The organism is Nocardiopsis sp. NPDC050513, assembly GCF_044457925.1.
Lineage (GTDB): Bacteria > Actinomycetota > Actinomycetes > Streptosporangiales > Streptosporangiaceae > Nocardiopsis.
Window position 1 is genome coordinate 592,938 of the sequence record NZ_JBITHK010000001.1, and the last position, 25,767, is coordinate 618,704.

The window sequence follows — 25,767 nt, forward strand, 5'->3', positions numbered from 1 at the left end:
CGCCCGGGCGCACCTTCGCCGCTAGCGGCGGCCTCCCCTGAGGTCCAACCACAGCACCTGCGGGTCGTGGTCGCTGACCTGGTCGTGGAACTCGGAGTTGATCCGCACGACCTGGTAGTCCATCCGGTCGGCCAGGGCGGCGTTGACCAGGATGTGGTCGAGCGCCTGGGAGTTGCCGTCGAAGACGTAGTTGTACCGCTCGTTCTCGGGCAGGTCCGCCATCGGGTTGGCGAGCGGACCGTCCCCGGTGAGGATGTCGAGGGTCGGCGAGAACGGGAAGTCGTTCAGGTCGCCCATGACCACGACGTTGGCGTCCGGGTCCATCGCGAGCAGCTCGTCGGTGAACTCCCTGACCAGGCGGGCCTGCGCGTTGCGTTGGACCTCGCTCGGCCGCTCGGGCGGCTGCACGACCCCGTGCAGGGACTGGTCGCCGCCCTTGGAGTTGAAGTGGTTGGTGACCACGAACAGGTCGCGGCCGCGCACCCGGAACTGGCCGACGAGCGGCTTGCGGCTGGAGTCCCACGCCTCGTCCTGCGGGGCGATCCGGCCCGGGGAGACGCTCAGCTCGGGGCCGCGCCGTCCCTCCACGACCTCGACGGGGGTGGTGGCGTCGCCGCCGGGGGTGTCGACGAAGCGGACGTGGCGGGGGTTGAAGAGGAAGACGTTGCGGATGTTGCCGCCCGGCTGGCCGCCGTCCTGGCCGTCGGCGGGGTCGATCTGGCGCCAGGCGTAGCGGGGGCCGCCCTGCTCGTGGATGGCGCGCGTGAGCCGCCGGAGCGTGAGGTCGGCGTCGACGGTGCCGTCGTTCACCGGGCCGTTGTCGTCCTGGATCTCCTCCAGTCCGATGATGTCCGGGGAGTCCAGGTACTCGACGATGCCCCGGGCGAGCGCGTCGAACGTCGCCTGGTCGTCCGCGCCGTCGAGGTTCTCGACGTTGTACGTGGCGATGGTGGTCTCGTAGGGCGCGGCCTCGCGGACGGGTTCGCGCTCCAGGTTCCCCGCGGCGAGCTCGCCCAGCGTGGTGGCGCGGATGACGAAGCCGCCGAACCGGCTGTAGTAGAGCGGCCCCTCGGTGACGCCCGTGAGGGTGTCGCCCACGTTGGCCTCGGGGAAGGGGCGGGTGTCGCGGTCGAGCAGCGACTCGATCTTGATCCGCCCGGAGTTGGGGTCGTCGTAGGAGCCGTAGAGGGTTCCGCCGTTGACGGTGGCGTCGTCGCCGGGATCCGTGGTCACCCACAGCGCCGAGTAGGGGTCGGTCGCGGCGATGACGGGGGCGTCCTCCACCCGGACGAGCATGTGCTCGTGGGCGGCCCAGAAGTCGAGGGCGTAGGTGTCGGGAGCCAGGTCGAGGTCGGAGATGTCGCCGCCGTGGTCGGGCGCGTACGTCTCCGGGACCGCGTCGGCGTCCAGCCGGACCGATCCGGGCAGGGGGTTGCCGGACGACTCGACGGTCCACCGCGCTCCGGAGAGCTGGGTGATCGTGTGCGCGTCCGCCTGGGGCAGGTACTCGGCGACACGGCCCTCGACCAGCACCGCGTCGCCGACGGCCACGTCGGGGGTGGTGGAACCGGTGAAGACGAAGAGCCCCTCGCTGGTGCGCGGGTCGCCGTCGCCCTCGGGGTCCTGGAACCAGAAGCCCTGGGCGGAGCCGAAGGCGCTGACCGCCGTGACGACGCCCGGCACGCCGCCGACGTCCCGCCCCGTGAACGGGGAGGTGCGGGTGGTGCCCTGGATGTCGTGGACGCGCAGGTCGCCGGGGTCGACCGGACCGCCCGGGTCGTCGCCGACGGTCTCCCCGGCCGCGTTGACCGGGGTCGGGTCGCCGACGGTGAGGTCGGCGGCGTTGTCGCCGGTGTCGGTGAACGCGTCGTCGCGCGCGGCGGAGGTCGTGTTGCTCAGCTGGGCGGTGGGAGCGCCCTCGTGGATGACCGCGTCGCCGTAGCCGACGATGTCGGCGACCCCCTCCTCCCCGGCGCACTCGGCGGCCGTCCGGCAGGCGACGGGGTCGGTGCCCTGGACGAGGAGGACCGCGCCCGACCGCGCGGACATGGCGGTGCCGCCGTCGGCGTCGGGGGTGGGCAGGTCCGTGTCGCCGCCCGAGCCCTGGCCCTGGCGGACCAGGTAGTGGCCCCCGGCGTCGACGGATCCGTCCAGCTCGGTGACCTGGACGCGGGTGCCGGAGCCCGGCTGGGCGGGGAGGTACTGCACGCTCCAGCCGTCGAGGGCGACGGCGGCGTCGGTGGGGTTGCCGAGTTCGACGAAGTCGTGGCGCAGTTCGGCGCCGCTGTTGCCGCCGCCGCCGTAGACCTCGCTGATGACCGGCGTGGTGGGCGCGGCGGCGGCGGGCGCGGCCGTGCCGAGGGCGGCGGTCAGGAGGAGGGCCGCGGTGGCGGCGGCCGACGCGGGCACACGTCTGGACGGCGTTCTGAGGGAGGTGGGGAACACGCCTGCTCCGATTTCCGGTGTGAGGGGGTTTGTGGGGGTTGTCTGCCTTGTGGGCGTGCACATCATCACCCCCGCGCATGACCCCCCGGAAGAGCGGACGTGAAAAGGAGGCGACACACGACACGGTTTGGTGGGATATGACGACGAACCAGGACGCCGTCAGTCATGTGATCCTCCAAGCCCGGGCGCGCGAAGGCCCCGCCCACCGCGACGGGCGGGCGGGGCCCGAGGAGACCCCTCGTGCCGGTACCGCTAGCAGTTGGGCAGGTTGTACGACGGGTAGTGGCCCGCGTAGGTGTAGAAGCGGCCCCCGCGGGTGCGGTACCAGTGGTTCCCGTAGCGGTTGATCAGGGAGCACTCGAGGAGGACGTACTCACCCGGGTCGACGGTGTCGACCGCGTGCGCGCTCCCGTACGGCTCGACGCGCACCGGCGCCGTCGTGACCGGGTAGCCGTAGACGTACGCGTAGGCGGGCGCGGGCATCAGGGTCGCGACGACGGCGCCGGCCGCCGCGATGACGCCGAACCTCTTGAGCATCTTTTGCATTCCCTATCCTCTCGCCATTCCCGGAAACCGCTGCACGCGGAATCCGGAAAATCCAATTAGCAAGATCCCCGGAGAGCACCGCTATGGAATCAGAGGCGTACGAAAAAATCAAGGACCCCATTCACGAAGGAGGCGGGAAAGATGAGGAAAGAATTCATTCGCTCACCTCCCCCGCGCCCCCACCGCCCGCAAGCCGTCCGGAACGATCTGCGGATCCCCGAACCCCGTAGCGCAGGGAATGACCGACAGTCCTGGAACGAAATCCCGGACACCACCTGTGACCTGGGAAAAGAACGGCGCCCAGAATTCCGGAACGGCTCCACCGGCGGACACGCCGCCACGCCAGGGAAGAATCACCGAGCGTCACACGGGAACCCAAGCTCAAATATTACTCAAATAAGCGGGCGGCCCATGGATGCGCATCCATGGGCCGCCCTAGCCTAGAATCGGCCGCTTTATGCCCGAAAAAGGAGCGGCGGCTTCTCCATTTCGCGAACGGCGGCGGCGACTACAGCCGCGGGTCGACCGGCTCCGACTCCAGGGCCAGCACCGCGAACACCGCCTCGTGCACCCGCCACAGCGGTTCGCCCCGGGCGTGCCGCGCCAGCGCCTCCAGTCCCAGCTTGTGCTCGCGCATCGCCAGCCCCGTCTTGCGGCCCAGCGAACGGCGCTCCTTCAGCACCGCCAGCCGCTCCGGCTCGGTGTAGTCGGGCCCGTAGATGATCCGCAGGTAGTCGGGCCCGCGCACCTTCAGCCCCGGCTGGGCCAGGCCCTTGCGCGCCCGTGCCCGCGCCCCCAGCACCGGCTTGACCACCATGCCCTCGCCGCCCGCCGACACGAGTTCCCGCCACCACCCGGCGGCCGCGTCGCACGCGGCCGGGTCGGTGGTGTCCACGACCAGGTAGCGCGTGGAGCGCACCAGATCCCCGGCCTCGGCGAGCTGCTCGGCGACGCCCATGTGCCACAGGTGGTCGGCGCCCGAGTACTCCCGGCCCTCGGAGGCCAGCACCATGAACGGCGCGTACTGGAGCCCCGCGACACCGTCGGTGTCCCAGGAGTAGCGCCGGTACACCCGGCTGAACTCCTCCATCTGCCCGGTGCGGCGCTCCACGGTGGCCAGCAGGCCGCCCACGTCCACCCCGCGCCCGGCGGCGGCGGTCAGCGCGGCCCCGGCGGCGGGCAGGGCCGCGCGCGCGGCGGCGCCCACCGACGCGTACTGCTCGCGGATCAGCGAGCGGGCCTTGGCCGACCACGGCAGCATCTCCCCGTCCAGGGCGATCCAGTCCGTGCCGAGCCGGTCCCACAGTCCGGCGGCGTCGACCGCCTCGCGCAGCCGGTCCACGACCTCCGCCTGGAGCGCGGGGTCGGAGAAGAAGGGGCGACCGGTCCGGGTGTGGACCGTCCCCAGCTCCCCCGGCACGAACCGGGAACCGGCCACGGCCTCGTCCCGGCACAGCACCGCGATCGCGCGCGACCCCATGTGCTTCTCCTCGCACACCACCTGGCCGATCCCCGAGTTCCGGTAGGAGGCGAACGCCTCCGCCGGGTGCTCCAGCAGGCCGGGGTCGGCGGCGGTGGGCGCGGGGGCCATGGTCGGCGGCAGGTACAGCAGCCAGCGCGGGTCGACCGCGAACCGGCTCATCACCTCCAGCGCCGCGAGGGCGCTGCCGCTGTCAGCGCGGACGGCGCCGTGCTCGGTGTCCACGTGCAGACCCCGGCGGCCGTCGCCGACGCCCACGTCGGTGATGTCCACGACTCCGCTCGGCCGCTCGTCGGAGCACGCGGGCGCCTCGGGCGCGAGCGGCTTGGCGGGCTCGTACCACGTGCGCTCCGCCGCCACGTCGACCAGTTCGCGCTCCGGGTACCGCAGGGCGGTGAGCCGCCCGCCGAACACGCAGCCGGTGTCCAGGCAGATCGTGTTGTTGAGCCACTCCGCCTTGTGCGTGGGCACGTGCCCGTACACCACGGCGGCCCGGCCCCGGTAGTCGCGCGCCCACGGGAGGCGGACGGGGAGACCGTACTCGTCGGTCTCGCCGGTCGTGTCGCCGTACAGGGCGAACGAGCGCACCCGCCCGGAGGCGCGGCCGTGGTACGCCTCCTTCAGACCGGCGTGCGCCACGACCAGCCTCCCGCCGTCCAGGACGAGGTGGCTGACCAGACCGTCGCAGAACTCCAGCACGCGCGCGCGGAACTCCTCGCTCTCGCGCCCGAGCTGCTCCATGGTCTCGGCGAGCCCGTGCGTGAGCCGCGCCTCGGCCCCCTTGAGCACGCGCACGAGCTTGTTCTCGTGGTTGCCCGGCACGCACAGCGCGTCCCCGTCGGCGACCATGCCCATGACCAGCCGCAGCACACCGGGGCTGTCGGGTCCCCGGTCCACCAGGTCGCCCACGAACACGGCGGTGCGGCCCCGCGGGTGGCGGGCGCCGACCGGCCGCCCCTCCTCGTCCCGCGCGATCGCGTAGCCGAGGTCGCCGAGCAGCCGCTCCAGCTCGGCGCGGCAGCCGTGCACGTCGCCGACGATGTCGAAGGGCCCGGTCAGCTCCGTGCGGTCCGGCCAGGCGCGTTCCAGTTCGATGGCGGCCGCGTCGATCTCCTCCGGGCCGCGCAGTACGTGCACCGTACGGAATCCCTCACGGGACAGCCGCTTGAGACCCGACTTCAGATCGCGGCGCTGCCGTCGGACGACGTGGTCGCCGAAGGACCGGTCGGGGCGCCCGCGGTTGCGGCGGACCGCCACCGACTCGGTCACGTCGAGCACGATCGCGGTGGACAGCACGTCGTTGTCCTTGGCGATGCGCACGAGCTGTTCGCGCGCCCCGCGCTGCACGTTGGTCGCGTCCACGACGGTCAGCAGGCCCCGGCGCAGGCGGATGTCGACGATCGTGTGCAGCAGGGCGAAGGCGTCGGCGCTCGCGCTCTGGTCGTCGGGGTCGTCGCTGACCACCCCGCGGCAGTGGTCGGAACCGACCACCTGCGTCGGGAGGAAGTGGCGGGCCGCGAAGGTCGACTTGCCCGAGCCGGACACCCCGACGAGCACGACGAGCCCCATCGCGGGGACGCCGAGCACGCGTGGCTCCGCGGCCGCCGTGGTCTCGGTCTCGCTCATCTGGTGAAGACTCCCATCTGGGTCGGGGCTCCGGTCTCGGGGTGTTCGGGGCCCACCGGCAGGAAGCGGACCCGGTAGCCGCGCCGCCGCGCGACGCCCTCGGCCCACGCGGCGAACTCGGCGCGGGTCCACTCGAAGCGGTGGTCGCCGTGGCGGAAGGCGCCCTCGGGCAGACCCTCGTAGTGCCTGTTGTACTCGGCGTTGGGCGTGGTGACCACCACGACCCTGGGCTGGGCCGCCCCGAACACGCTCTCCTCCATCGCGGGCAGGCGCGGCGGGTCGAGGTGCTCGACGACCTCCATGAGCACGGCGGCGTCGTGGCCCGCGAACCGCGCGTCCCGGTACACGACCGACCCGACCAGCAGCTCGGGCCGGGCGGGCCGGCCGCCCTCCCGCGCACCGTCGGCGACGACGGGGCGGTGGCGACCGCGCCCGTCCGGGTGGCAGCCCCGGCACACCCTGCGGTGCGCGCGTTCGAGGCTGACGGTGCTCACGTCCACACCGGTGATCCGCTCCAGGGTGCGGTCCCGGACCAGGCGGTCGAGCAGCGCGCCGGGCCCGCACCCCAGGTCGACGACGCTGGTGACGCGCTCGGCCTCCAGCACCGCCAGGACGGCTCCGGCGCGCTGTTCGGCGAGGGTCGGTCCGCGCTCCTCGCGCTCCGGGGCCGCGCCGACCTCCTCCACCGCGGGGTCGTCGGCCTCCTCCGGCTCGGACCGGTCGTCGGCCTCGGCCAGTCGCGCCAGGGCCGCGCGCACGTACCGGTCGCGCCGGTTGAGGTAGCGGCGGGCGATCCAGCCCCGCTCGGGGTGCCCGGCCAGCCAGCCGGGGCGGCCGTCGCCGTCCTCGTCGACGGCGCCGCCCGCGCGCAGGAGCTTGTCGACCTCGGACTCGTCCACCCAGTAGTGCTTGGCGCCGTCCATCGCGGGCAGCAGCACGTACAGGTGGCTGAGCGCCTCGGACAGCGGCATCGTGCCGGTCAGGGTGAGCGACAGGTAGTGCGAGTCGCCCCATCCGGGCAGGCCGGGGTCGAGCGGCACGGGTTCGGCCTCCACCCGCCAGCCGAGCGGCGCGAAGAGGGCGCGGGCGCGGTCGGCCCCGCCCCGGCAGGGCACGGCGGGCAGGCTGAGCGTGAGGGGGATGGGCGTGCGCGCCAGCTCCGGCCGGGCGCCGCACCGGCCCTTGAGCGCGCTGCCGAAGACCCGGCCGAGCGCCACGGTGAACAGCGACGACGTCGCGAAGGGGCGGTCGTTGACGTACTGCGCGAGCGCGAAGTCGGGGGTGCTCACCGACGTGCGCGAGCGCAGCAGCGACCGCGGGTCCACCTCCAGCATGAGCGCCGCGGTGCACCGCTCGTCGGTCGCCTCGGGGTAGAAGACGTGCGCCGTGCCGAAGGACTGCTCGAAGCTCTGCGCCCTGTCGGGATGCTTGTGCAGCAGGTAGCCGAGGTCCGTCGCCGGTGTCGCCGTGGTCGTGATCGTCAGTAGCACGCATGCATTGTGGACGAGGTACCGCGATCCGGACCACCGCTTTTCCGGCGGCGCGGTCAGGCCGGCCCGTGCTCCGGGGCGGTGCGCGGGTCCACTCCGGCCCCCGCCATCGCGTGCGCGACCCCGGCCCGGGGATCGCCGAAGAACGACCACGGCAGGTCGCAGTAGTACCGGCCGACCGCGCCGAGGTGCCACCGCGCCGCCTCGGCGACGTCGGCGCGGTGGAAGGCCCAGCCGAACAGGTGGTGGGCCTGGACGTCGCGCTCGTGCGGAACGGCCGCGGTCACCCAGGCGCGGGCCGCGTCGAACAGCTCGCGGACGGGTTCGCCGTGCAGGCGGCCCAGGGACATGCGCGCGATGTAGTCGAAGGAGCCCTCGGCGAGCAGCCGCTTGTGCTCGGCGCGCAGGTGCTCGGCGTGGGCGAGGGCCAGGACGGCGGGCAGCGGGCTGCCCTCGGGGGCTCCGTCGGCCGCCGCGCCCGCCACCGCGAACATCTCCTCGGTCGAGCCGCCCCGGGTCGGGGACACGGTGCGGACCCGGGTCAGGTGCGCGGGGAACAGGTGCGGCGCCCGGTCGGTCAGCTCGCCCCAGAGGCGGTCCTTCTCCCCGCGGTCCGCGCCCAGCCCCATGGCGGCGGTCTGGAGGGCGGCCCAGGGCGCGGCGTCGTCGGGGCGCAGGTGCGCGGCGGCCTCCAGCGGGGCGCGGGCCTCGACGAGCGCCGCCTCCAGGGCCTTGCGGTCGGCCCTGCCGGTGTCCGCTCCCCCGGCGGGTTGGGCGGCGGCCCGCGCGAGCAGGGTGTACCCGAGCCAGAGCATGACGTCGGCCTCGTCGGCGTCGCTCTCGGCCAGGGCGGCGACCTCCCCGATCCGGCCGACGGCGGCGCGGCCGAGCGCCTCCGCGCGGTGGACCCGGGCCTCGGGGTCGTCGCGGTCCTCAGCGAGCAGGGTCAGCCCCGCCGCGACGCCGCCCTCGCGCACCGCCTCGCACCCGGACCTGAGGACGGGGTCGGTGCCGAACGCGGCCGACACCAGCGCCGCCTCGATGCCCGTGCCGGTCGGCACCCGTCCAGGAGTCCGTCGGAATCGCCACATGTGTGTTGATCCTAGGGGGCGCTGTGCTCGCTTTCAGCCTCCGCTTCGCTTCGGTCCGTGTCCGGCCGTGCCCGCACCGCGTCCTCGCCCGGACCGCGACGGCGGCCGAGCACCTGCGCCGCGATCAGCACCACGCCCGCCACCGAACCGACCAGCACGAACCACCCGGCCCCCACCGCCGTCCCGGACACGCCCTCGGCGAGCGCGCTCCACTCCGGCGCGACCAGGACGAACGCCGAGGCCAGGGCCAGCCCGATCCGCTCCACGAGCGTCGTGCGCCGCAGGAAGTGCCCCTCGATGGCGATCGCCGACGTCGCGAGCGCCACGCACCCGCTGAGCACCGCGACCACCAGGTCCATGACCGGGCCGTCCACCGCCAGCAGCGCGGAGTAGGCCATCATGACCGGGATCAGGTAGAGCCCCTTGGCGAACTTCCACGCCGCCGCGCCCGCCCGCATCGGCTTGGCGCCCGCGATCCCCGCCGCCGCGAACGCCGCCAGCGCCACCGGCGGCGTCACGTTGGAGTCCTGGCTGTACCAGTACACGATCATGTGCGCCACCAGCACGGCCAGCCCGAGCTCGCCCAGGGCGGGCACGGCCAGGACCGAGATCACCACGTAGGAGGCGGTCACCGGCAGTCCGAACCCCATGATCAGGGACGCCACCGCGACCATCACCAGCGTGAGCAGCAGGTTGCCGGCGAACACCGTCACCAGCACGTTCGACAGCGTCAGACCGAGCCCGGTCAGGCCGACCATGCCGACGATGACGCCCGCCACCGCGCACGCCACCGACACCGGAAGGGTGTTGCGCGCCGCGGTGACGAACACGTCGAGGAAGTCGCTCGGCGACAGGCGGCTGCTCGCCCGCAGCATCGCCACGACGAGCAGGGCGCCGCACGCGTACAGGCCCGCCTGCGTCGGCGGCACGTACTGGAGCAGCAGGACGATGAGCAGCAGCAGCGGCAGGAGGAAGTGCCAGCCCGCCGCCAGGACCAGGCGCAGTCTGGGCAGGTCCTCGCTCCTGGCCGCGCCGATGCCGTACTTGCGCGCCAGGATGTCCACGAACAGGAACATCACGCCGAAGTACATGAGCGCCGGGATGATCGCGACCTTGACGATGTCGGCGTAGGCGATCCCGGTGCGCTCGGCCATGATGAACGCGCCCGCGCCCATGATGGGCGGCAGGATCTGCCCTCCGGTCGAGGCCGCGGCCTCGACGCCGGCCGCGTCCTCCCTGCGGTAGCCGACCTTGCGCATCAGCGGGATGGTGAACGGGCCGGAGGTGACGACGTTGGCGATCGCGCTCCCGGACACCGAGCCCATCAGCGCGCTGGCCAGCACCGCGCCCTTGGCGGGTCCGCCGACCATCCTCCCGGTGACCACGTAGGCCAGCCCGACGAAGAAGTTGCCGCCACCGGTCTTGCTGAGCAGCGCGCCGAAGAGGATGAACACGAACACGAAGGTCACGACCACGCCGAGGGTGAGGCCGTAGATCCCGTCGCCCAGGTAGGCGTGCGTGGAGATGCGCTGGATGGTCGCGCCGGTGTGCCCGAACTGGCCGGGGATGAGCGGGCCGATCCACGCGTAGTAGACGAACGCGGCGACCAGCACCACCATGATCATCCCGACCGCCCGGCGCGTGGCCTCCAGCAGCACGACCATGAGGACCAGGCCCAGGATCCAGTCCAGCTCGGTGTAGGCGCCCGCGCGCGCGTTCAGCTCGTCCTGGTACACGATCGGGTACACGCTGGCCGCCACGGCCGCGGCGAGCAGCACCAGGTCGAGCACCCCGCCGACCCCGGTCAGCACCCGCCGGGCCGCCGTGTCGCGCGGGTCCCGCCCGTCCGGGGCCCCGTCCGCGGCGGCCCCGCGGCGGGGCGCCAGCGCCCGGACGAGCCGGACCGCCGAGAACCGGGACGTGGCGTCCAGGTCGAAGGGGCGCATGAGCAGGAAGACCATCACCATGACGAACAGCAGGTGGACGATCCGCTGCTGGCGCGCGTCCAGCCCGGCGAAGAGCGCGATGTAGAGCTGGAAGAGGGTCAGACCGACCGCGAGGACGGCCACCACCGCGCCGACCGCGGTCGCCGCCCGGCCCTCGCCCCACCGTTCGGCGGCGACCTTCCGCCACAGGGGACCGTCGCCGCGGTCCCGGCCGTCCACGTCCGGGAGGACGTCGGCGGCCCTGCCGGTGCGTCCGGGCCGGGCTCCGGAGCCGGTCCCTTCCCCTGCTTCGTCGGGGGCGCCCTGCGGACGCACCGCCGTCGGGGTCTCATCCATGGTCATTCCTCGGGTTCTCAGCGGGAGGTCTCGGGGCGGGTCAGCACTCGGGCCGCGGGACGCGGCCGAGGAGCGACCGGAGGGTGGACACCCGCACGGGGGCGACGACCACGCGGTGCGCGGTGAGGCACGGCGAGAGCCGCACCTCGGTGCGGGGCGTGCGCAGGCGGTGGTCGACCGCCGCGGAGCCGGGGCGCAGCACCATCTCGGCGCCGACGTCGCGGTCCATGGCGTCGACCACCCACCACTCCCCGTCGGCGTGGGCCTCCCCCTCCCCGGGGATCTGGCCCATGCCCGCGCCGTACTGGACGCTGCGGGTGGACACGGCGACGAGGCGGCCGTCGCGCACGGTCAGGTCCTCCTCGATCGGCAGGCCGTCGATGGAGTGGACGTAGGCGATCGTGAGGGTCTCGCCCTCGGCGAGCGGGAGGTGGCCGATCACGGTTCCGTCGTCCGTCACGCGGAGGGCGGGCCACACGGGCCACAGCAGGGCGGCGACAGCGGCGGCGGCGAGCACGCCGCCCCACAGGGCCGCGGACCGCGGGCGCCGGAGGGCTCCGGCGCCCGCGGATGGCCGGTCGGTCGGGTCGGATCGGACGGCCATCGCAGGCGTCCTAGCCCTGCGCGCCGGTGTCCGCCACCAGCTCGTCGGGCAGCTCGACGCCCTGCTCCTCGTAGAAGCGGGCGGCGCCGGGGTGCACCGGGACGGGGCTGTTCAGGATGGTCTCGGGGACCAGGTAGTCCTCCGCCGGGGCGTAGGCCTCCAGGACCGCGTCGACGTTCGCGAACAGCGCGGCGGTGATGTCGTAGGCCTGGTCCTCGTTGAAGTCGCCGCCGACCACCAGCGAGTTCCACACCGCGATGGTCTCGACGTCCTCGTCGACGCCCTCGTAGGTGCCGCCCGGGATCGTGTGCTCGGTGTAGCTGCTGGACCCGGCGGTGATGGCGGAGCGCTCGTCCTCGCACATGGGGACGAGGGCGACGTCCTCGGTGGTGGCCAGCTCAGCGAGCCCGGCGTGGCCCTCGCCGACGACCCACGACCCGGCGTCGAGCTGGTCGTTGCGCAGCGCGGTGTCGGTCTCGGCGTACCCGAGCTGCTCGATCTCGATGTCGCCCATGGACATCTCCAGGGCCTCGAACACGGCGCTGGTGGTGGCCGCGTTGCCGCTGCCGGGAGCGCCCACCGAGTAGCGGGTGCCGAGCACGTCCCGGAAGCAGGACAGCTCCTGCTCCTCGACGGTCGCCGCCAGGGCCACCGTGTGGAAGACGTTCGGGTAGAGCACGCCGAGCGCGTAGGACTCGACCGGGCTGTTCTCGAAGTCCGCGAGGCCGTCGAACGCCTGACCGGCGGCGTCGCCCTGGACGATGGCCATGTCGGCCTCGCCGTTGCCGAGGAGGCGCAGGTTCTCCACGGAGGCGCCGGTGGTCTCGGCCGAGGCGCTCTGGCCCTCGATCTCGTCCCCGATGATCGTGCTGAGGACACCGCCGATCTGGAAGTACACACCGGTGGTACCGCCGGTGACGATGCTGAGCTGGTCGCGGACCGCGCCTTCGCCGATCGGCGTCTCCTCCTGGGCGGCTTGGTCGGCGGGCTGTGCGCAACTCGCCAGCAGGAGAACGCTGACGGGCAGGGCGGCCAGGGACGGCAGGGCGCGTCGCATGGTCGAGTCCTCTCGGAATCCTCTGGGGGGCAGTTCGGGAGCAAGGAGGGCGCCGGAGGTATTCCACCGGGGATCGCCCGAGGGTCCGGAACCGATTCCGGCGGGAGCCGCTCCAGGCGCAAACCTAGTGACAACCGACCGGCCGCGGACAGTGTCCGCGCCGCGTTTTGAGGTTCAGCTGAGGTTCCGTCCGTGTTGCTATCGTCTGACCATGGCGTGGGCGGGATGTCACGATTCGTGGTCGATGATGCGGGCCGCGGTCACAGGCGTGCTCGTCGGCGCCCTCCTGACGAGTTCTCTTCCGCCGCACGAGATTCCGCTGCGGTTGTCGGTGGGCACCGGCGGCGAGGGCGGCGTCTACTTCGACTACGGCTCCGGTCTGGCGAGCGCCGTCCTCGCCCGCCCGGACGACACGGAGATCGTCGCGATCCCCACCGCCGCGAGTGTGGAGAACAACCGGCTCGTCGCGGCCGGGGCCGTGGACGCGGCGTTCTCCCTCGCCGACGTGGCGGCGTTGGCCGTCGCCGGAGAGCCCCCGTTCGACGCGCCGATGCCCGTCGCGGCGATCGCGCGCCTGTACGACAACCACACCCACCTGGTGGTCCGCGCCGACGCGCCCCACACGGAGATCGCCGACCTGGAGGGCGCGACGGTGTCCATGGGCGCGAGCGGGTCCGGCACCGAGATGATGGCCGAGCGGCTGCTGGCGTTGGCGGGTCTGGACGAGATCACCGAGGAGGAACGGGCGGCGGGGGCCGCGGGCGTGGTCCCGACCCGCCTGCCGATCGGCGAGTCCGCGCGCGCGTTGGAGGAGGGGCGCGTGGACGCGTTCTTCTGGTCGGGCGGCCTGCCCACCCGGGCCGTGGCCGAACTCGCCGCGCGTACGCCGATCCGGCTGATCGACCTGGCCGAGTTCGTTCCCGCGCTGGTCGAGGAGTACGGCGAGTTCTTCACGGAGATGCCCGTCCCCGCCGGGACCTACGAGGACGTCCCGGCCGTGCGCACGATCGGCGTGCCGAGCCTGCTCGTGGTCAACGAGCGGATGCCGGACGAGGTGGCCGGGGAGTTGACCCGGTTGCTGTTCGATTCGCGCTCCGACCTGGTCGGCGTCCATCCGGTGGCGCTGCACCTGAACCCGCGCTCGGCGATCGCCACGCTGCCGGTGCCGCTGCACCCGGGGGCGGCGGCCTACTACCGCTCGATGAAGTACGCCTACGACAGTTCGGGCGCCTGACCGGCCGAGGTCCGCGTCCCGTCGACCGGGAGGCGCACCCGGGCGTCGATCCCGTGCGGGCTGCGCTGCCGGAGGGTGAGCCTGGCGCCCTGGAGCTCCAGCAGCGTGACGACGACCGACAGCCCCAGCCCGCTGCCGCCGACCCCGTCGTGTCCGTCCCGCCAGAACGGACGGGCGGCGTTGACCAGCTGGTCCTCGGACAGCCCCGGCCCGTCGTCGACCACGTGCACGTCCACGTGACCCGCACCCGCGCCGTCCGGGTCGGCGAACGGGCCCCGCACCCGCACCGCGATCCGCACGCCCTCCCCGCCGAACTTCAGGGCGTTGTCGATCAGCGCGTCCAGCGTCTGGTCGAGCGTGCCCTCCACGCACCTGACCCGGACGCCCCGCTCCCCCTCGGCCGCCAGGACGGCTCCGGCCCGCTCGGCGATCGGCGACCACGCCGCCACCCGGGCCTCGGCGACCGCGGCGACGTCCTCCCACACCGTGGAGTGGTCGGCGTCCTCGGTCCGGGCCAGCGTGAGCAGGCTGTCGCAGACCCGGGACAGGCGGTCCACCTCGTCCAGGGCCAGCCGGTGGCCCTGGCGGCCCTCGGGCGGCAGGTGTCGCGCGAGGGAGTCCACCCGCAGCCGCAGCGCCGCCAGCGGGTTGCGCACCTGGTGCCCGGCGTAGGCGACGAACAGGCGCTGCCGCTCGATCATGGTCGTGATGGTGTCGGCCATCTGGTTGAACGACTCCGCCAACCGGCGCAGCTCGGGCGGGCCGGCCGCCGTGTGCACCCGGGTGTCCAGGCTGCCGTCGCTCACCGCCCGCGTCGCCTCGTCCAGGTCGTCGATGGGCCGCAGTACCCAGCGGGTGAGCGGACCGGCGGCGGCGATGCCCGCGACCATCAACAGGGCGACCGCCGCCAGGGCCTCCCCCCACAGGACGAGCGTCGCCCCGCGCAGGGCCCCGGTCGGCGAGGCGGTCACGGCGGCTCCGACGACCTCCCCCGCGCCGCCGATCGGTTCGGCGACGATCAGCGGTTCCTCCTGCCACGGCCAGACGACGGTGTCGGCGCCCATCCGGTTGCCCGCGAGCGCGGTGCGCACCTCGGGCGGGAGCACCGCGTCGTCCTCGGGGGAGGGGTCGAGGTCGGCCAGCGTGAGGCCCTCCCTGGACGCGGCGACCACGGTGCCGTCCCGGTCGACCACGAGCGCCCTGATCCCGTACAGCCGGTCGTAGGCGACCAGCTCGCCGCTCAGGCTCCCGGCCGACCCGGTGATCACGCCCGGCTCGGCCAGCCCGGCGAAGCGCGCGGTGTCGTTGATGCGGTCGAGGAGCATGGCGGAGGTCCCGCGCGCGGCGATGCTTCCGCACAGCGGCAGGGCCAGTCCCAGGCATCCGGCGACCAGCAGGGTGACGTAGACGATCACGACGCGTCGGCGCACCGCTCAGGCTCCCGACGGTCGGAGCGGGCTCACGTCCGCGCCGTCGGCGCGACGGCGGACGCGGTCGGCGGCGCGGGCTCGCCCTCCCGGGCCGGGGGCGGGACGCGGTCGGCCGCCACGGGCCGCGCGTCCGGGACCAGGCGGTACCCGACGCCGCGCACGGTCTCGATGAGCCCCGGCACGCCGAGCTTGGAGCGCAGCGTCCCCACGTGCACCTCCAGGGTGCGGCGCGTGCCCTGCCAGGCGGTCTGCCACACCCGCAGCAGCAGCTGCTCGCGCGGGACGACCGTCCCCGCCTCCCGGACGAGGACGGCGAGCAGGTCGAACTCCTTGCGGGTGAGGTCGACCGGGACGCCCGCGCACGTGGCGGTGCGCGTGGCCGGGTCGACGGCGACCGCTCCCGCGGAGAGAGCGGGTGCGCCCCGGCGGGCCGTGCGCCGCAGGACCGCCTCCATCCGGGCGCACAGCTCCTCCAGCGCGAGGGGTTTGACCACGTAGTCGTCGGCGCCCGAGCGCAGGCCGCGCACCCGTTCGTGGCGGTCGCCCCGGGCGGTGACCATGATGACGGCGGTGTCGCCGCCGTCGGGACGTTCGCGCAGGCGACGGCACAGGTCGATGCCGTCCATGTCGGGCAGGCCGAGGTCCAGCAGAACGATGTCGACGGGCGCGGCGGCGAGCGCGGCCTTCGCGGTGCGGGCCTGTTCGACCGTGTACCCGTGGCCCTCCAGGGCGCCCGCGAGGGCGTCGGCGAGCCTGACGTCGTCCTCGACGAGAAGCACCGTGATCATGGGGGTCCTTCGCGGCGGGGTGAGGGGATGTCGGTACCGCACCCTAACGCCAAACGTGTGTTCCGGGCCACACTGGCCGCGGCGACGGCGCCGGGAGCCGCCGTCCCCGGCCCGCCGCCGGGAGGGGTCAGTCCCCGCCGGGCCGCCCGATCCCGGCCTCCGGGACGATCTCCGGAGCCCCGTGCTGGATGGCGTCGGCCTCCTGGTCGGTGTCCTGCTCCTGGGCGGCGCGCTCGGCCTCGATCCCCTTGCGGTAGAACTCGACCTCCCGCTTGACCTGCTCCTCGCTCCATTCGAGCGGCACCGCGAGCAGTTCGGCCGCCTCCTCGGCGACGGCGATCCCCCGGTCCCAGGTCTCGAAGGAGATCCGGGTCCGCCTGCTCAGCACGTCCTCCAGATGGCGGGCGCCCTCCGCCAGGGCGGCGTAGACGATCTCCGCGCGCAGGTAGTCGTCGGCGGCGGCGAGCGGCCGGCCCAGGTCGGGGCGTTCCCGGATCAGCGTCAGCAGGTCGTGGACGGAGGACCCGTAGCGGCGCAGCAGGTGGGTGACGCGCGAGACGTGCAGGCCCGAACTCCGCGCGAGCGCGTGGCGCTGGTTCCGCAGGGCCGCGTACCCGTCGGCGCCGACGAGCGGCAGGCGGTCGGTGACCGAGGCCGGGACGCCGCCGCCGAGGCCGTGCGCGACCGCGTCGACCGCGTCCTTGGCCATGACGCGGTAGGTGGTGTACTTGCCGCCCGCGATGAGGACCAGGCCCGGCACCGGATGGGCCACCGTGTGCTCGCGGGACAGCTGGGAGCTCTCCTCGGACTCCCCGGACAGCAGCGGGCGCAGTCCCGCGAAGACCCCCTCGACGTCGTCCCTGCCCAGCGGGGTGCGCAGGACCTGGTTGACGTGGTCGAGGACGTAGTCGATGTCGGCACGGCTCGCGGCCGGGTTCTCCTTGTCGAGGTCCCAGTCGGTGTCGGTGGTGCCGATGATCCAGTGCCGCCCCCAGGGGATGACGAACAGGACGCTCTTCTCCGTGCGCAGGATCATGCCGGAGGACGCCTGGACGCGGTCGCGCGGAACGACCAGGTGGACGCCCTTGGAGGCGCGCACGTGGATCTGGCCGCGACCGCCGACCATCTCCTGGATGTCGTCGGTCCACACCCCGGCGGCGTTGACCACCTGGCGGGCGCGGACGCGCAGCTCCGCACCGGTCTCCAGATCGGCCGCGCGGGCGCCGACCACGTGCTCCCCCTCCCGCAGGAAACCGACCGCCTGGACGCGCGAGGCGATCCGCGCGCCGAGCCCCGCGGCGGTGCGCAGCACGGTGGTGACGAAGCGGGCGTCGTCGACCTGGGCGTCCCAGTACTGCACGGCGCCGGCCAGGGCGTCCCTCCTGAGCGCGGGGAAGACCCGCAGCGCGCCCGATCTGGTCAGGTGCCGGTGCGCGGGCAGCCCGCGATTGTTTCTCGACGTCAGGGCGAGGGCGTCATAAAGGGTCACTCCGGCGCCGATGTAGAACCGCTCCCAGTGGTGGGAGAAAGGGAAAAGAAAGGGCACCGGGCGGACCAGGTGCGGGGCGATCGTCGTGAGCAGCAGCCCCCGTTCGGTGAGCGCCTCGCGGACCAGTTCGAAGTCCAACTGCTCCAGATAGCGGAGTCCGCCGTGGATGAGCTTGCTGGATCTGCTGGAGGTACCCGAGGCGAAGTCCCGCGCCTCGATCAGCCCGGTGGACAGACCGCGCGACACCGCGTCCAGCGCGACACCCGCCCCGACGATGCCCCCGCCCACGACGAGGACGTCGAGTTCCTCGTCGGCCAACGACGCGAGCGCCTCGGTGCGCGCGTCCGGTCCCAACCACGTGGTCGCCATCCGTCGTCCTCCGTCTCGATGGTGCTCCTCCCAGGCAGATACCCGCCCGGAGCCCCTGTCCATCGGACCGGCCAGAGGCTCCCAGGCTATGCGGACGGTTCTCCGGGACACGCGTATTCGCACCTCACGGCATGTCGCCCGGGCATTCTCCGGTCGGAGGAATGGAACCGATCGGTTGCCTGGGAAACATCTTCCACACAAGGCTCAAATCTTGCTCAATTGGCCCGTTGGCGCATTCGAAAAACGCACCCGCCGTCCTAGTGTGATACCGCTCCCACGAGGGAGTGATCCACGACACAAGGAGATGTGAGTGATGACGGCGACCCCCCTCGCCCGCCTCGGCGACCGCATCCTGGAGCGCCTCGCCCCGAAGGCCACCGCCAAGGCCGACCAGTTCGAGTGCAGCTACACCACCTACCGGTGCCGCCTCCCGTACTGCGGCGGCAGCGCCTACTTCCTGTCCCGCGACTACAAGTACCAGTGCAGCGACGGCAGCTACCGCTGGGACCCCGTCGGCTGCTGCCGCTGACCCTCCCCTCCCCCGGTGGCGGACCGCGTTCCGCCGTTCCGCCACCGGCCCCGGCCCACCCCCCACCCGTGAGGCACCGGTTCCTTGCTCTCGCTCACCGCCCTCTTCCTGCAACTGGCCGTCGCCGGGGTCTTCCTCGCCTCCGGGCTCTCCAAGGCCCGCGGTACGGCCAACGAGGAGACCTGGTCGGTCCTGGCCGCGCGTCTTCCCCTGTCCGCCGTCCGCTTCCCGGTCCGCGCCGCCTCCGTCGCGCACACCGCGGTCGAACTGGTGGTCGGGACCGCCCTGCTCGCCGGTTCCTGGGCGCGCGGGCCCGCCCTCGCGGCGGCCACCGGCCTGTTCGCCGCGTTCACCCTGCTGGCCCTGTACTCCGCACGTGCCGGGAACGCCGTTCCCTGCTCCTGCTTCGGCAAGACCCGGACGTCGCTCGGGTGGCCGCACGTGTGGCGCAACCTCGCCCTGACCTGCCTGGCCGCGACCGGTCTGGCCTGCGCGACCGCCGCCGGACCGGGGCTTCCCGCCCCGCTGGGAGCGGTCGGCCTGGCCGTCGTCGGCGCCGTCGCGGTCACGGCCGTGACCTTCTACTACGACGACCTCGTCGACCTCTTCGGCTCCAGCGCGGGAGGACGGCCGACCGCGCGGCTCCCCCGTCCGTGAGTTTGGAGAACACCGTGGGAATCCTCATCGCGGCGGTCGTGCTGCTGACCGCCCTCACCCTGTTCAACCTGCTGTTGACCATGGCGCTCGTACGTCGCCTGAGGCAGCTGGAGAGCTCCCCGGGCGGCGGGCCGTCCGTCCCCTCCCCGGATCTGGAGGACGTCCCCGCCGGCACGCCGGTCCCGGAGTTCACCGCCCAGAGCACCGACGGGGTCACCGTCTCCTCCGCGGACCGGCTCGGCGGCATGGCCCTGTACGCGTTCTTCGACACCGCCTGCGGGTCGTGCAAGGAGCAGCTCCAGCCGTTGGTGGACTTCGCGCGCCAGGTGGGTCTGTCCCGTGAGCAGGTGATCGCCTTCGTCGGCGACCCGCGGGGCGAGGCGCGGACCTACACCTCCGTTCTGGAGGGACACGTGACCGTGGTCATGCAGAAGGTCCACGACGACGTCGGCCAGGCGTTCTCGCTCACCGGAATCCCCGCCTTCGTCTTCGCCGACGCCCGGGGGGTGGTGGTCCGCTCCGCGGTGGCGGTCAAGGACCTCGAGGACGCCCTCGTGGGGGCGTGATGGGCCCGTCCCCCGCCAGCGGACGCCTGGGCCCGCGCGCCGCGTGCGCGCGGGCCCTGCGCTCGCTGGAGATCGCGTGGCGGGCCGCACCCTGGTCGTTGGCGTCGTACGGCGCGCTGACCGTGGCGACCGGGCTGCTGCCCGCGGCGGGCGCGCTGCTCACCAAGTGGCTGCTGGACACCCTCCAGTTCGGCGGACCGGCCCCCGGCGTGCCCGGTGCGCTGGCGGGCGCACCGGTCCTGGTCGTCGTCCTGCTGGGCGCGTGCACCCTCGTCGGCGCCCTGGCGGACCACCTGGCCACCTACCTGAACTCCCGGGTCCGGAGGGGTGTGGGCCTGCTGGTGGAGCAGCGCCTGTACGGGGCGGTCAACCGGATCGACGGTCTGCGCCGCTTCGAGGATCCCGCGTTCCTCGACCGGCTGCGCCTCGCGCAGTCCTCCGCCACCGCCGCGCCGGAGGAGATCATCGGCTCCCTGTTCGGGACGGTGACCACCGCTCTGACCATCACGAGCTTCCTCGGGATCCTGGTGACCGTCAGCCCCGTCGTCACCGCCGTCACCGTGGCGGCGGCCCTTCCGTCCCTGGTCGTCCAGCTCGCGCTGAACCGCCAGCGCGCCGGGATGATGTGGCGGATGAGCCCGCGCATGCGGCGGCAGGTGTTCTACCGGGCGCTCACACTGAACGTGGCGGCGATCAAGGAGACCCGCCTGTTCGGGACCGGGGACTTCCTGCTCGGCCGGATGAGGGAGGAGACCGTCCAGGTCAACCGGGCCGAGGAACGGGTGGACCGGCGGGTGGTGGCCACCCACGCGCCGCTGGCCCTGCTGGGCGCGCTGGTCTCCGCCGGAGGCCTCGTCTGGATGGTGACCGCCGCGGTGCGGGGCGCGTTCACGATCGGCGACGTGTCCGCTTTCGTCGCCGCGGTGGCGGGGGTGCAGGGCGCCCTGGCCGGCATCGTGGAGACCCTCTCCCGCGCCTACCAGTCCCTGCTGCTCATGGGCCACTACGACGACGTGGTCGGCACTCCGACGGACCTGCCCTCCCCCGCCGATCCCGATCCCGTGGAGCCGCTGCGCGGGGAGGTCCGGCTGGAGGACGTGTGGTTCCGCTACACCGACGACGGCCCCTGGGTGCTCCGCGGGGTCTCCCTGACCGTCCCGGCCGGGGGCTCGCTGGCGCTGGTGGGGCTCAACGGCGCGGGCAAGAGCACCCTCGTCAAGATCCTGTGCCGGATGTACGACCCGACGCGGGGACGGGTCCTGTGGGACGGGGTGGACATCCGGCGCATGGACGTCGGCGAACTGCGCTCGCGCATGAGCGCCGTGTTCCAGGACTTCATGTCCTACGACCTGCCCGTGCGGGAGAACATCGCGCTCGGAGCCCTGGACGCCGCCGACGACGACGGCCGGGTCCGCGCCGCGGCCCGCGCGGCGGGCGCGGACGGCTTCGTCGCCGACCTGCCGCACGGATACGACACCGTGCTCTCGCGGGTGTTCTACCAGGGGGAGGACGACGACGAGTCCGGCGTCACCCTCTCCGGCGGGCAGTGGCAGCGGCTCGCGATCGCGCGATCGCTCATGCGCGAGGGGCGGGACCTGCTGATCGTGGACGAGCCGACCTCCGGGCTGGACCCGCAGGCCGAGCGGGAGGTCCAGGACCGGCTGCGGACCCTGCGCCGCGGCACGGCGACCGTCATGGTGTCCCACAGGATGGGCTCGGTGCGCGAGGCGGACCGGATCGCGGTCCTGGAGGAGGGGCGGATCACCGAGGTCGGGCGGCACGGGGAACTCATGGCACGGGGCGGTGAGTACGCCCGGCTGTTCGCCCTCCAGGCCGAGGGGTACGCCGAGGACGGCGCCGGGCGCCGTCCCGACGCTCCCGAGGAGGCGATCGTGTGAACGTTCCGGTGTGGGTCGGGGCGGCGTCGGCCGCCGTGCTCGCCGTCGCCGTCGTCGCGGCGGCCGCCGTGGCGTGGCGTCTGCGCCGCGGGTACGTCGTCGTCACGGTGGACGGGGAGAGCATGGCGCCCGCCTTCGCCCCCCGCGACCGGGTGCTGGTGCGGCGGGGCCGCGACGGGGTGGAGCGGGGCGCCGTGGTGGTCGTCGGGCTGCCCTCCGCGGAGTCCGGGTGGCGCGGGTCGGCGCCGTTGGGCCCGGACGTCCCCGGGGAGGGGTGGTACATCAAGCGCGTGGCCGCCACCGCGGGGGAGCGCTACCCCGACGCGGTCGGCCTCGACGGGAACGTCCCTCCCGCCCACGTGGCCCTGCTCGGCGACAACATCGGGAGCATCGACTCCCGCCACCACGGCCCCTGTCCGGAGCACCAGATCCTCGGCGTCGTGGTCCGGCGCATGAGCCGCTCCCCGCGCGAGGACGCGCGGGGAGCCGGGGCGGCACGGCCCTGAGCCGCTGGGCCCGCCCGTCACGCGCGCCGGACGGCGAGGGCCAGGAACGCGGTCGCGACGGTCACCGCGCCGCCGGCGAGCGAGGCCGCGGCGAGCCCGCCCGACGTGGGCTCCGTTCCGCCCCCGGCGTTGGCGACGGCGACCAGCACCGCCAGTCCGAGCGCCCCGCCCACCTGCTGGGACGTGGACACCATGGCCGAAGCGACCCCCTGCCGCTCCGGGGCGACGCCGCTGCCCGCGGAGGCGAAGACCAGCGGGTAGGTCGTTCCCGCGGTGATCCCGAGCAGCACGACGGCGGGGAGGGTCAGCCAGTAGCTCTCCCCGGTCACCGCGAGGGCGAAGACCAGCGAGGTGACGCCGACCGACAGCACGCCGGCGAACAGGGCGGCGCGCGTCCCCCACCGCCGGAGGACGGCGGGCAGGACCAGCATGGAACCGAGCATCGCGAACAGTCCCTGCGGCAGGAAGCCCAGCCCGGCGACGAGGGGGCCGAGCCCGAGGACGGACTGGACGTGCGTGGTGTAGACGTAGTGCAGCGTGTTCACGACGCCCATGAGCACGAGGATGAGCGCCATCGTCACCAGCAGCGTCCGGTCGGTGAGCAGCGCCGTGGGCAGCAGGGGGTCGGCGGAGCGGCGTTCGACGACGGTCAGCAGACCGAGCAGCACCAGGCCGAGGGCGAGGGAACCGGTGCTCTCCAGGGCGAACCAGCCCGCCTCCTGGGTGCGGAACACCCCGAACACGAGCAGCAGCGACGCGGCGGTCACCAGTCCGCCGCCCAGGACGTCGAACCCGCCGGTGCCGGGCGCGCGCCCGTCCCGGGGCAGCAGGCGCGGCGCCGCGAGCGCGACGGCGAGGGCGAGCGGGACCAGCGCCCAGAACACCGACGACCAGCCGAGGTAGCTGGTGAGCAGCCCGCCGACCGCGCCGCCCGCCAGGGCGCCGAAGGCTCCGGCCGTTCCCCAGACCGCCATGGCCCGGGTGCGTTCGGGACCGGCCGCGAAGACGGAGTTCACCAGGGCCAGTGTGGCGGGGAAGAGCGCGGCGGCGCCCAGTCCCTGTGCGGCCCGGGCGGCGACCAGCACGCCGGGGTGTCCCGCCAGGGCGCCGGCCACGGAGGCGGCGGCCATGAGACCGGCGCCGAGGGCGAGCATGCGGCGGGCGCCCAGCCGGTCGACGGCGCGGCCGCCCAGGAGCAGGAACCCGCCGAAGCCCAGGGCGAAGGCGTTGACCACCCACGGCAGGGATCGGGACGTGAAGCCGAGCGCGTCGCCGATCTCCGGCAGCGCGACGTAGACGATGTTGAAGTCGACCGAGACGGTGAAGTGCGCCAGCGCCAGGACCGCGAGGGCGGCTCGCGGTCGGCGGGCGCCCCGGGGGCGGTCCGCGGCGGCGGTCGGGGACGGGTCGGACTCGGGGGGCATGGCGGCCCTTCCTTCGGGTGGTGCGCGAGCGCTGAATATTCCAGCGCTGAACTATTGAGCACGAGAGTAGAGGAATTTACTTCAGCGCGCAACATTCCAGCGTGGTAGCATTTCACCATGAGCCACGACGGTTGCCTGGACGCCACGGAGGAACGGACCTGGGACGCGGCGACGCTGGCCTTCCGCCTGCTCGACCAACGGGTCGAACAGGACCTCCAGGAGGCCGTCGACCTGCCGCTCACCTACTACGAACTGCTCGTCATGCTCTCCAAGGACCCCGACCGGTCACTGCGGATGAGCGAGCTGGCCGAACGCACGCACACCAAGCCCAGCCGGATCTCGCACGCCGTCCGCAAGCTCGGCGAGGCGGGCTGGGTGGAGCGCGTCCACTGCGAGACCGACCGGCGCAGCGTGTTCGCCGTCCTGACCGACGAAGGTCAGAGGGTGCTCGACGAGGCGGGTCCGCGCCACGTCCGGAGCATGCGCGAGAACCTCCTCGACCTGCTCAGCCCCGAACAGCGCACCCAACTCCTGGACATCAGTCGGACGCTGCTGGAGCGGCTGGAGCGGGACTGACCGGCGCCGTCCCGTGCACCGGCGCCGTCCCGAGCGCCTCCAGGCGGCGGATCATCCGGTACACGATCACCAGCGGCACGATCCCGAACACCCCGAACGACATGTCGATCAGCTGCCAGAAGAACGGGATCCCCCGGATCGGCCCGCAGACCAGCGCGAGCGGGATCACCATCACGCACGCGATCATCCCGAACTGGATCACCCACACGTTGCGCACCGGGTCCCGGAACGGGCCGTAGAAGGCCACCGCGATCACCAGGTGGGCGAAGGCCAGCCAGTCGGTCCCGTAGAGCACGAACGGGTGGTCGCGCTCAACGGTGTCCAGCCCCTCCCGGACCCGCTCCACCCAGTGGACCAGCCCCGGCAGCGCCTCCGCGACGGGGGCGAACGGGCCGTGCAGGAGGGACGCGAGGAGCCGGATCTCGGCGGGCAGCGGGAAGGCGGTCACTCCGCTGACCACCAGGCCCGCGATGAAGAGGACGATCCAGACCCTGATGCGGCGCAGCAGCCTCGTACGCGTGTTCACGCCTCGACCCTAGACCCGCCCGCCCGGACCGCCCCGGCGCCCCCGGACCAGCGGCCCGAGGGCGCGGACTCCGCGCCGGTCAGGCGGCGTCGGCGTAGGCGTGCGCGTAGGCGAGCACGTCGGCGAGGTAGGTCCTGGACTCGTTGTACTCGAGCATCGCGCTCTCCCAGTCCGCCGCCACCGTGAGGTCGCGGCCCCCGTCGCACAGGTAGCGGGCGGCGGACAGCGCGGCGTCGTCGATGCTCTGCGGGTCGGCGACGCGGCCCTCCAGCGCCGTGCCCCACCGGGCCCAGGTGCCGGGGATGAACTGCATCGGACCGACCGCCCGGTCCCACACGTCGTCGCCGTCCAGCTCACCGCCGTCGGTGTCCGCGATGGCCCGGGTGTTGTTGCCGCCGTCCAGCGGGATGCCGATGATGTCCACGGTCGTGGCGCCGTCCGGCCCGATCTCGCCCCCGCCGTAGGTGCCGTGCCGCGACTCGACGTACCCGATCCCCGCCAGCGTCGGCCACGACAGACGGCACGAGGGCTGCCGCTCCTCCATCGAGAGCTGGGCGCTGGCGTACCCCTCCAGCGCGCGGCGGGGGATCCGCGTCGCCTCCGACACCTCGTCGAGCCACTCCGCCGTGGGCCGGGCGACGCCCGCGCCCGGGTTCTGCTGCTCGTCGGCGCCGTCGTCGGCCCCGGCGCCGCCTGCCGCCTCCCGCGCTCCGCCCTCGGCGACGACGTCCGGGGAGGTCGGCGGCCCGGTCAGGTCGGCGGCGGGCGGTGTCTGGATGCTCCCGTCGGTGATCTCCCCCACGGGCGCGGAGGCGTCCCATCCGCCCAGGTTCGACGAGATCCGGTCGACCGTGTACACGACCCCGCCCGTGAGCAGCAGGCACACGGCGAGGGTCGCGCAGACGGCGGCGATCGGGCCGCTTCGCCCGGAACCACCGCGCTCGTGGTCAGCCATTCGGTCCTCCAGTGTCGGGACGACATCCGGTCATGGTCGGGTCATGTGACGCCCAAATCCGGACCATGGTCGCACACGGCCTCCGTCCCGTCACCGGGGGATCGCAATCGGGTAGGCGGGTCGGGTCGCCCGACCCGCCTCCCACACCACCGGACATGCGGACCACGCATCCGGCGGTTCGTCAGACCGCTTCCCTGAA

21 protein-coding genes are annotated in these 25,767 nt (G+C 73.5%); 7 read left to right on the top strand and 14 right to left on the bottom strand.

Features of this window, described 5'->3' with window-relative positions; genetic code table 11:
* Positions 1-21: 21 nt before the first annotated feature.
* From ACIBFB_RS02590 to ACIBFB_RS02625, 8 genes are all read right to left on the bottom strand, one after another.
* Positions 22-2,445, bottom strand: a complete 2,424-nt coding sequence (locus ACIBFB_RS02590) for an endonuclease/exonuclease/phosphatase family protein (protein WP_397225347.1) — start codon at positions 2,443-2,445, stop codon at positions 22-24.
* Between the two features lie 252 nt (positions 2,446-2,697).
* On the bottom strand, positions 2,698-2,991 hold the full coding sequence (locus ACIBFB_RS02595) for a hypothetical protein (protein WP_397225349.1): 294 nt from the start codon (positions 2,989-2,991) through the stop codon (positions 2,698-2,700).
* A gap of 508 nt (positions 2,992-3,499) precedes the next feature.
* On the bottom strand, positions 3,500-6,097 hold the full coding sequence (locus ACIBFB_RS02600) for a polynucleotide kinase-phosphatase (RefSeq protein WP_397225351.1): 2,598 nt from the start codon (positions 6,095-6,097) through the stop codon (positions 3,500-3,502).
* The gene (locus ACIBFB_RS02605; RefSeq protein WP_397225353.1) at positions 6,094-7,587 is read right to left on the bottom strand and encodes a 3' terminal RNA ribose 2'-O-methyltransferase Hen1; all 1,494 of its coding nucleotides are present in this window, start codon (positions 7,585-7,587) and stop codon (positions 6,094-6,096) included. Before ACIBFB_RS02605 ends, ACIBFB_RS02600 begins: the two co-directional genes overlap by 4 nt.
* Before the next feature lie 56 nt (positions 7,588-7,643).
* Positions 7,644-8,678, bottom strand: coding sequence for a hypothetical protein (locus ACIBFB_RS02610; protein ID WP_397225355.1), 1,035 nt, complete (start codon positions 8,676-8,678; stop codon positions 7,644-7,646).
* 11 nt (positions 8,679-8,689) lie between these two features.
* Positions 8,690-10,966, bottom strand: coding sequence for a TRAP transporter permease (locus tag ACIBFB_RS02615; RefSeq protein ID WP_397225357.1), 2,277 nt, complete (start codon positions 10,964-10,966; stop codon positions 8,690-8,692).
* A 34-nt stretch (positions 10,967-11,000) separates the two neighbouring features.
* Positions 11,001-11,564, bottom strand: coding sequence for a DUF1850 domain-containing protein (locus ACIBFB_RS02620; RefSeq protein WP_397225359.1), 564 nt, complete (start codon positions 11,562-11,564; stop codon positions 11,001-11,003).
* Positions 11,565-11,574: 10 nt separating this feature from the next.
* Positions 11,575-12,621 (bottom strand): TAXI family TRAP transporter solute-binding subunit, encoded by a 1,047-nt coding sequence (locus tag ACIBFB_RS02625; RefSeq protein WP_397225361.1) that lies wholly within the window; start codon positions 12,619-12,621, stop codon positions 11,575-11,577.
* 211 nt (positions 12,622-12,832) lie between these two features.
* On the opposite strand from ACIBFB_RS02625, the gene ACIBFB_RS02630 reads away from it, so the two are divergent.
* Complete coding sequence (locus ACIBFB_RS02630; RefSeq protein ID WP_397225363.1) at positions 12,833-13,855, top strand: TAXI family TRAP transporter solute-binding subunit; 1,023 nt, start codon at positions 12,833-12,835, stop codon at positions 13,853-13,855.
* Here the strand turns inward: ACIBFB_RS02630 and ACIBFB_RS02635 are convergent.
* The 3 genes from ACIBFB_RS02635 to ACIBFB_RS02645 all read right to left on the bottom strand — a co-directional run bounded on the left by ACIBFB_RS02635 (position 13,834) and on the right by ACIBFB_RS02645 (position 17,931).
* Positions 13,834-15,285 (bottom strand): ATP-binding protein, encoded by a 1,452-nt coding sequence (locus tag ACIBFB_RS02635; RefSeq protein ID WP_397225365.1) that lies wholly within the window; start codon positions 15,283-15,285, stop codon positions 13,834-13,836. The two genes, ACIBFB_RS02630 and ACIBFB_RS02635, sit on opposite strands and share 22 nt — an antisense overlap.
* 29 nt (positions 15,286-15,314) lie before the next feature.
* The gene (locus ACIBFB_RS02640) at positions 15,315-16,073 is read right to left on the bottom strand and encodes a response regulator transcription factor (protein ID WP_397225367.1); all 759 of its coding nucleotides are present in this window, start codon (positions 16,071-16,073) and stop codon (positions 15,315-15,317) included.
* A 127-nt stretch (positions 16,074-16,200) separates the two neighbouring features.
* Complete coding sequence (locus ACIBFB_RS02645; RefSeq protein ID WP_397225369.1) at positions 16,201-17,931, bottom strand: glycerol-3-phosphate dehydrogenase/oxidase; 1,731 nt, start codon at positions 17,929-17,931, stop codon at positions 16,201-16,203.
* Positions 17,932-18,244: 313 nt separating this feature from the next.
* On the opposite strand from ACIBFB_RS02645, the gene ACIBFB_RS02650 reads away from it, so the two are divergent.
* The 5 genes from ACIBFB_RS02650 to ACIBFB_RS02670 all read left to right on the top strand — a co-directional run bounded on the left by ACIBFB_RS02650 (position 18,245) and on the right by ACIBFB_RS02670 (position 22,087).
* The gene (locus ACIBFB_RS02650; RefSeq protein ID WP_397225371.1) at positions 18,245-18,460 is read left to right on the top strand and encodes a hypothetical protein; all 216 of its coding nucleotides are present in this window, start codon (positions 18,245-18,247) and stop codon (positions 18,458-18,460) included.
* Between the two features lie 84 nt (positions 18,461-18,544).
* On the top strand, positions 18,545-19,117 hold the full coding sequence (locus tag ACIBFB_RS02655; RefSeq protein WP_397225373.1) for a MauE/DoxX family redox-associated membrane protein: 573 nt from the start codon (positions 18,545-18,547) through the stop codon (positions 19,115-19,117).
* 14 nt (positions 19,118-19,131) lie between these two features.
* Positions 19,132-19,683, top strand: a complete 552-nt coding sequence (locus ACIBFB_RS02660; protein ID WP_397225375.1) for a TlpA family protein disulfide reductase — start codon at positions 19,132-19,134, stop codon at positions 19,681-19,683.
* Complete coding sequence (locus tag ACIBFB_RS02665) at positions 19,683-21,581, top strand: ABC transporter ATP-binding protein (RefSeq protein WP_397225377.1); 1,899 nt, start codon at positions 19,683-19,685, stop codon at positions 21,579-21,581. Before ACIBFB_RS02660 ends, ACIBFB_RS02665 begins: the two co-directional genes overlap by 1 nt.
* Positions 21,578-22,087, top strand: coding sequence for a S24/S26 family peptidase (locus ACIBFB_RS02670; RefSeq protein ID WP_397225379.1), 510 nt, complete (start codon positions 21,578-21,580; stop codon positions 22,085-22,087). The genes ACIBFB_RS02665 and ACIBFB_RS02670 overlap by 4 nt, the downstream gene beginning before the upstream one ends.
* A gap of 17 nt (positions 22,088-22,104) precedes the next feature.
* Here the strand turns inward: ACIBFB_RS02670 and ACIBFB_RS02675 are convergent, their stop codons facing one another.
* On the bottom strand, positions 22,105-23,511 hold the full coding sequence (locus ACIBFB_RS02675) for an MFS transporter (RefSeq protein ID WP_397225381.1): 1,407 nt from the start codon (positions 23,509-23,511) through the stop codon (positions 22,105-22,107).
* A gap of 117 nt (positions 23,512-23,628) precedes the next feature.
* Here ACIBFB_RS02675 and ACIBFB_RS02680 point away from each other — a divergent pair, with 117 nt between their 5' ends.
* Positions 23,629-24,087, top strand: a complete 459-nt coding sequence (locus ACIBFB_RS02680) for a MarR family winged helix-turn-helix transcriptional regulator (protein ID WP_397225383.1) — start codon at positions 23,629-23,631, stop codon at positions 24,085-24,087.
* On the opposite strand, the gene ACIBFB_RS02685 is transcribed toward ACIBFB_RS02680, so the two are convergent.
* Together ACIBFB_RS02685 and ACIBFB_RS02690 are read right to left on the bottom strand one after the other, a co-directional pair.
* Positions 24,050-24,613, bottom strand: a complete 564-nt coding sequence (locus ACIBFB_RS02685; protein ID WP_397225385.1) for a hypothetical protein — start codon at positions 24,611-24,613, stop codon at positions 24,050-24,052. The genes ACIBFB_RS02680 and ACIBFB_RS02685 overlap by 38 nt on opposite strands.
* Positions 24,614-24,692: 79 nt before the next feature.
* Positions 24,693-25,568 carry a murein transglycosylase gene (locus ACIBFB_RS02690; RefSeq protein WP_397225387.1) on the bottom strand — a complete coding sequence of 292 codons (876 nt, stop codon included), beginning with the start codon at positions 25,566-25,568 and terminating at the stop codon, positions 24,693-24,695.
* Between the last annotated feature and the right edge of the window lie 199 nt (positions 25,569-25,767).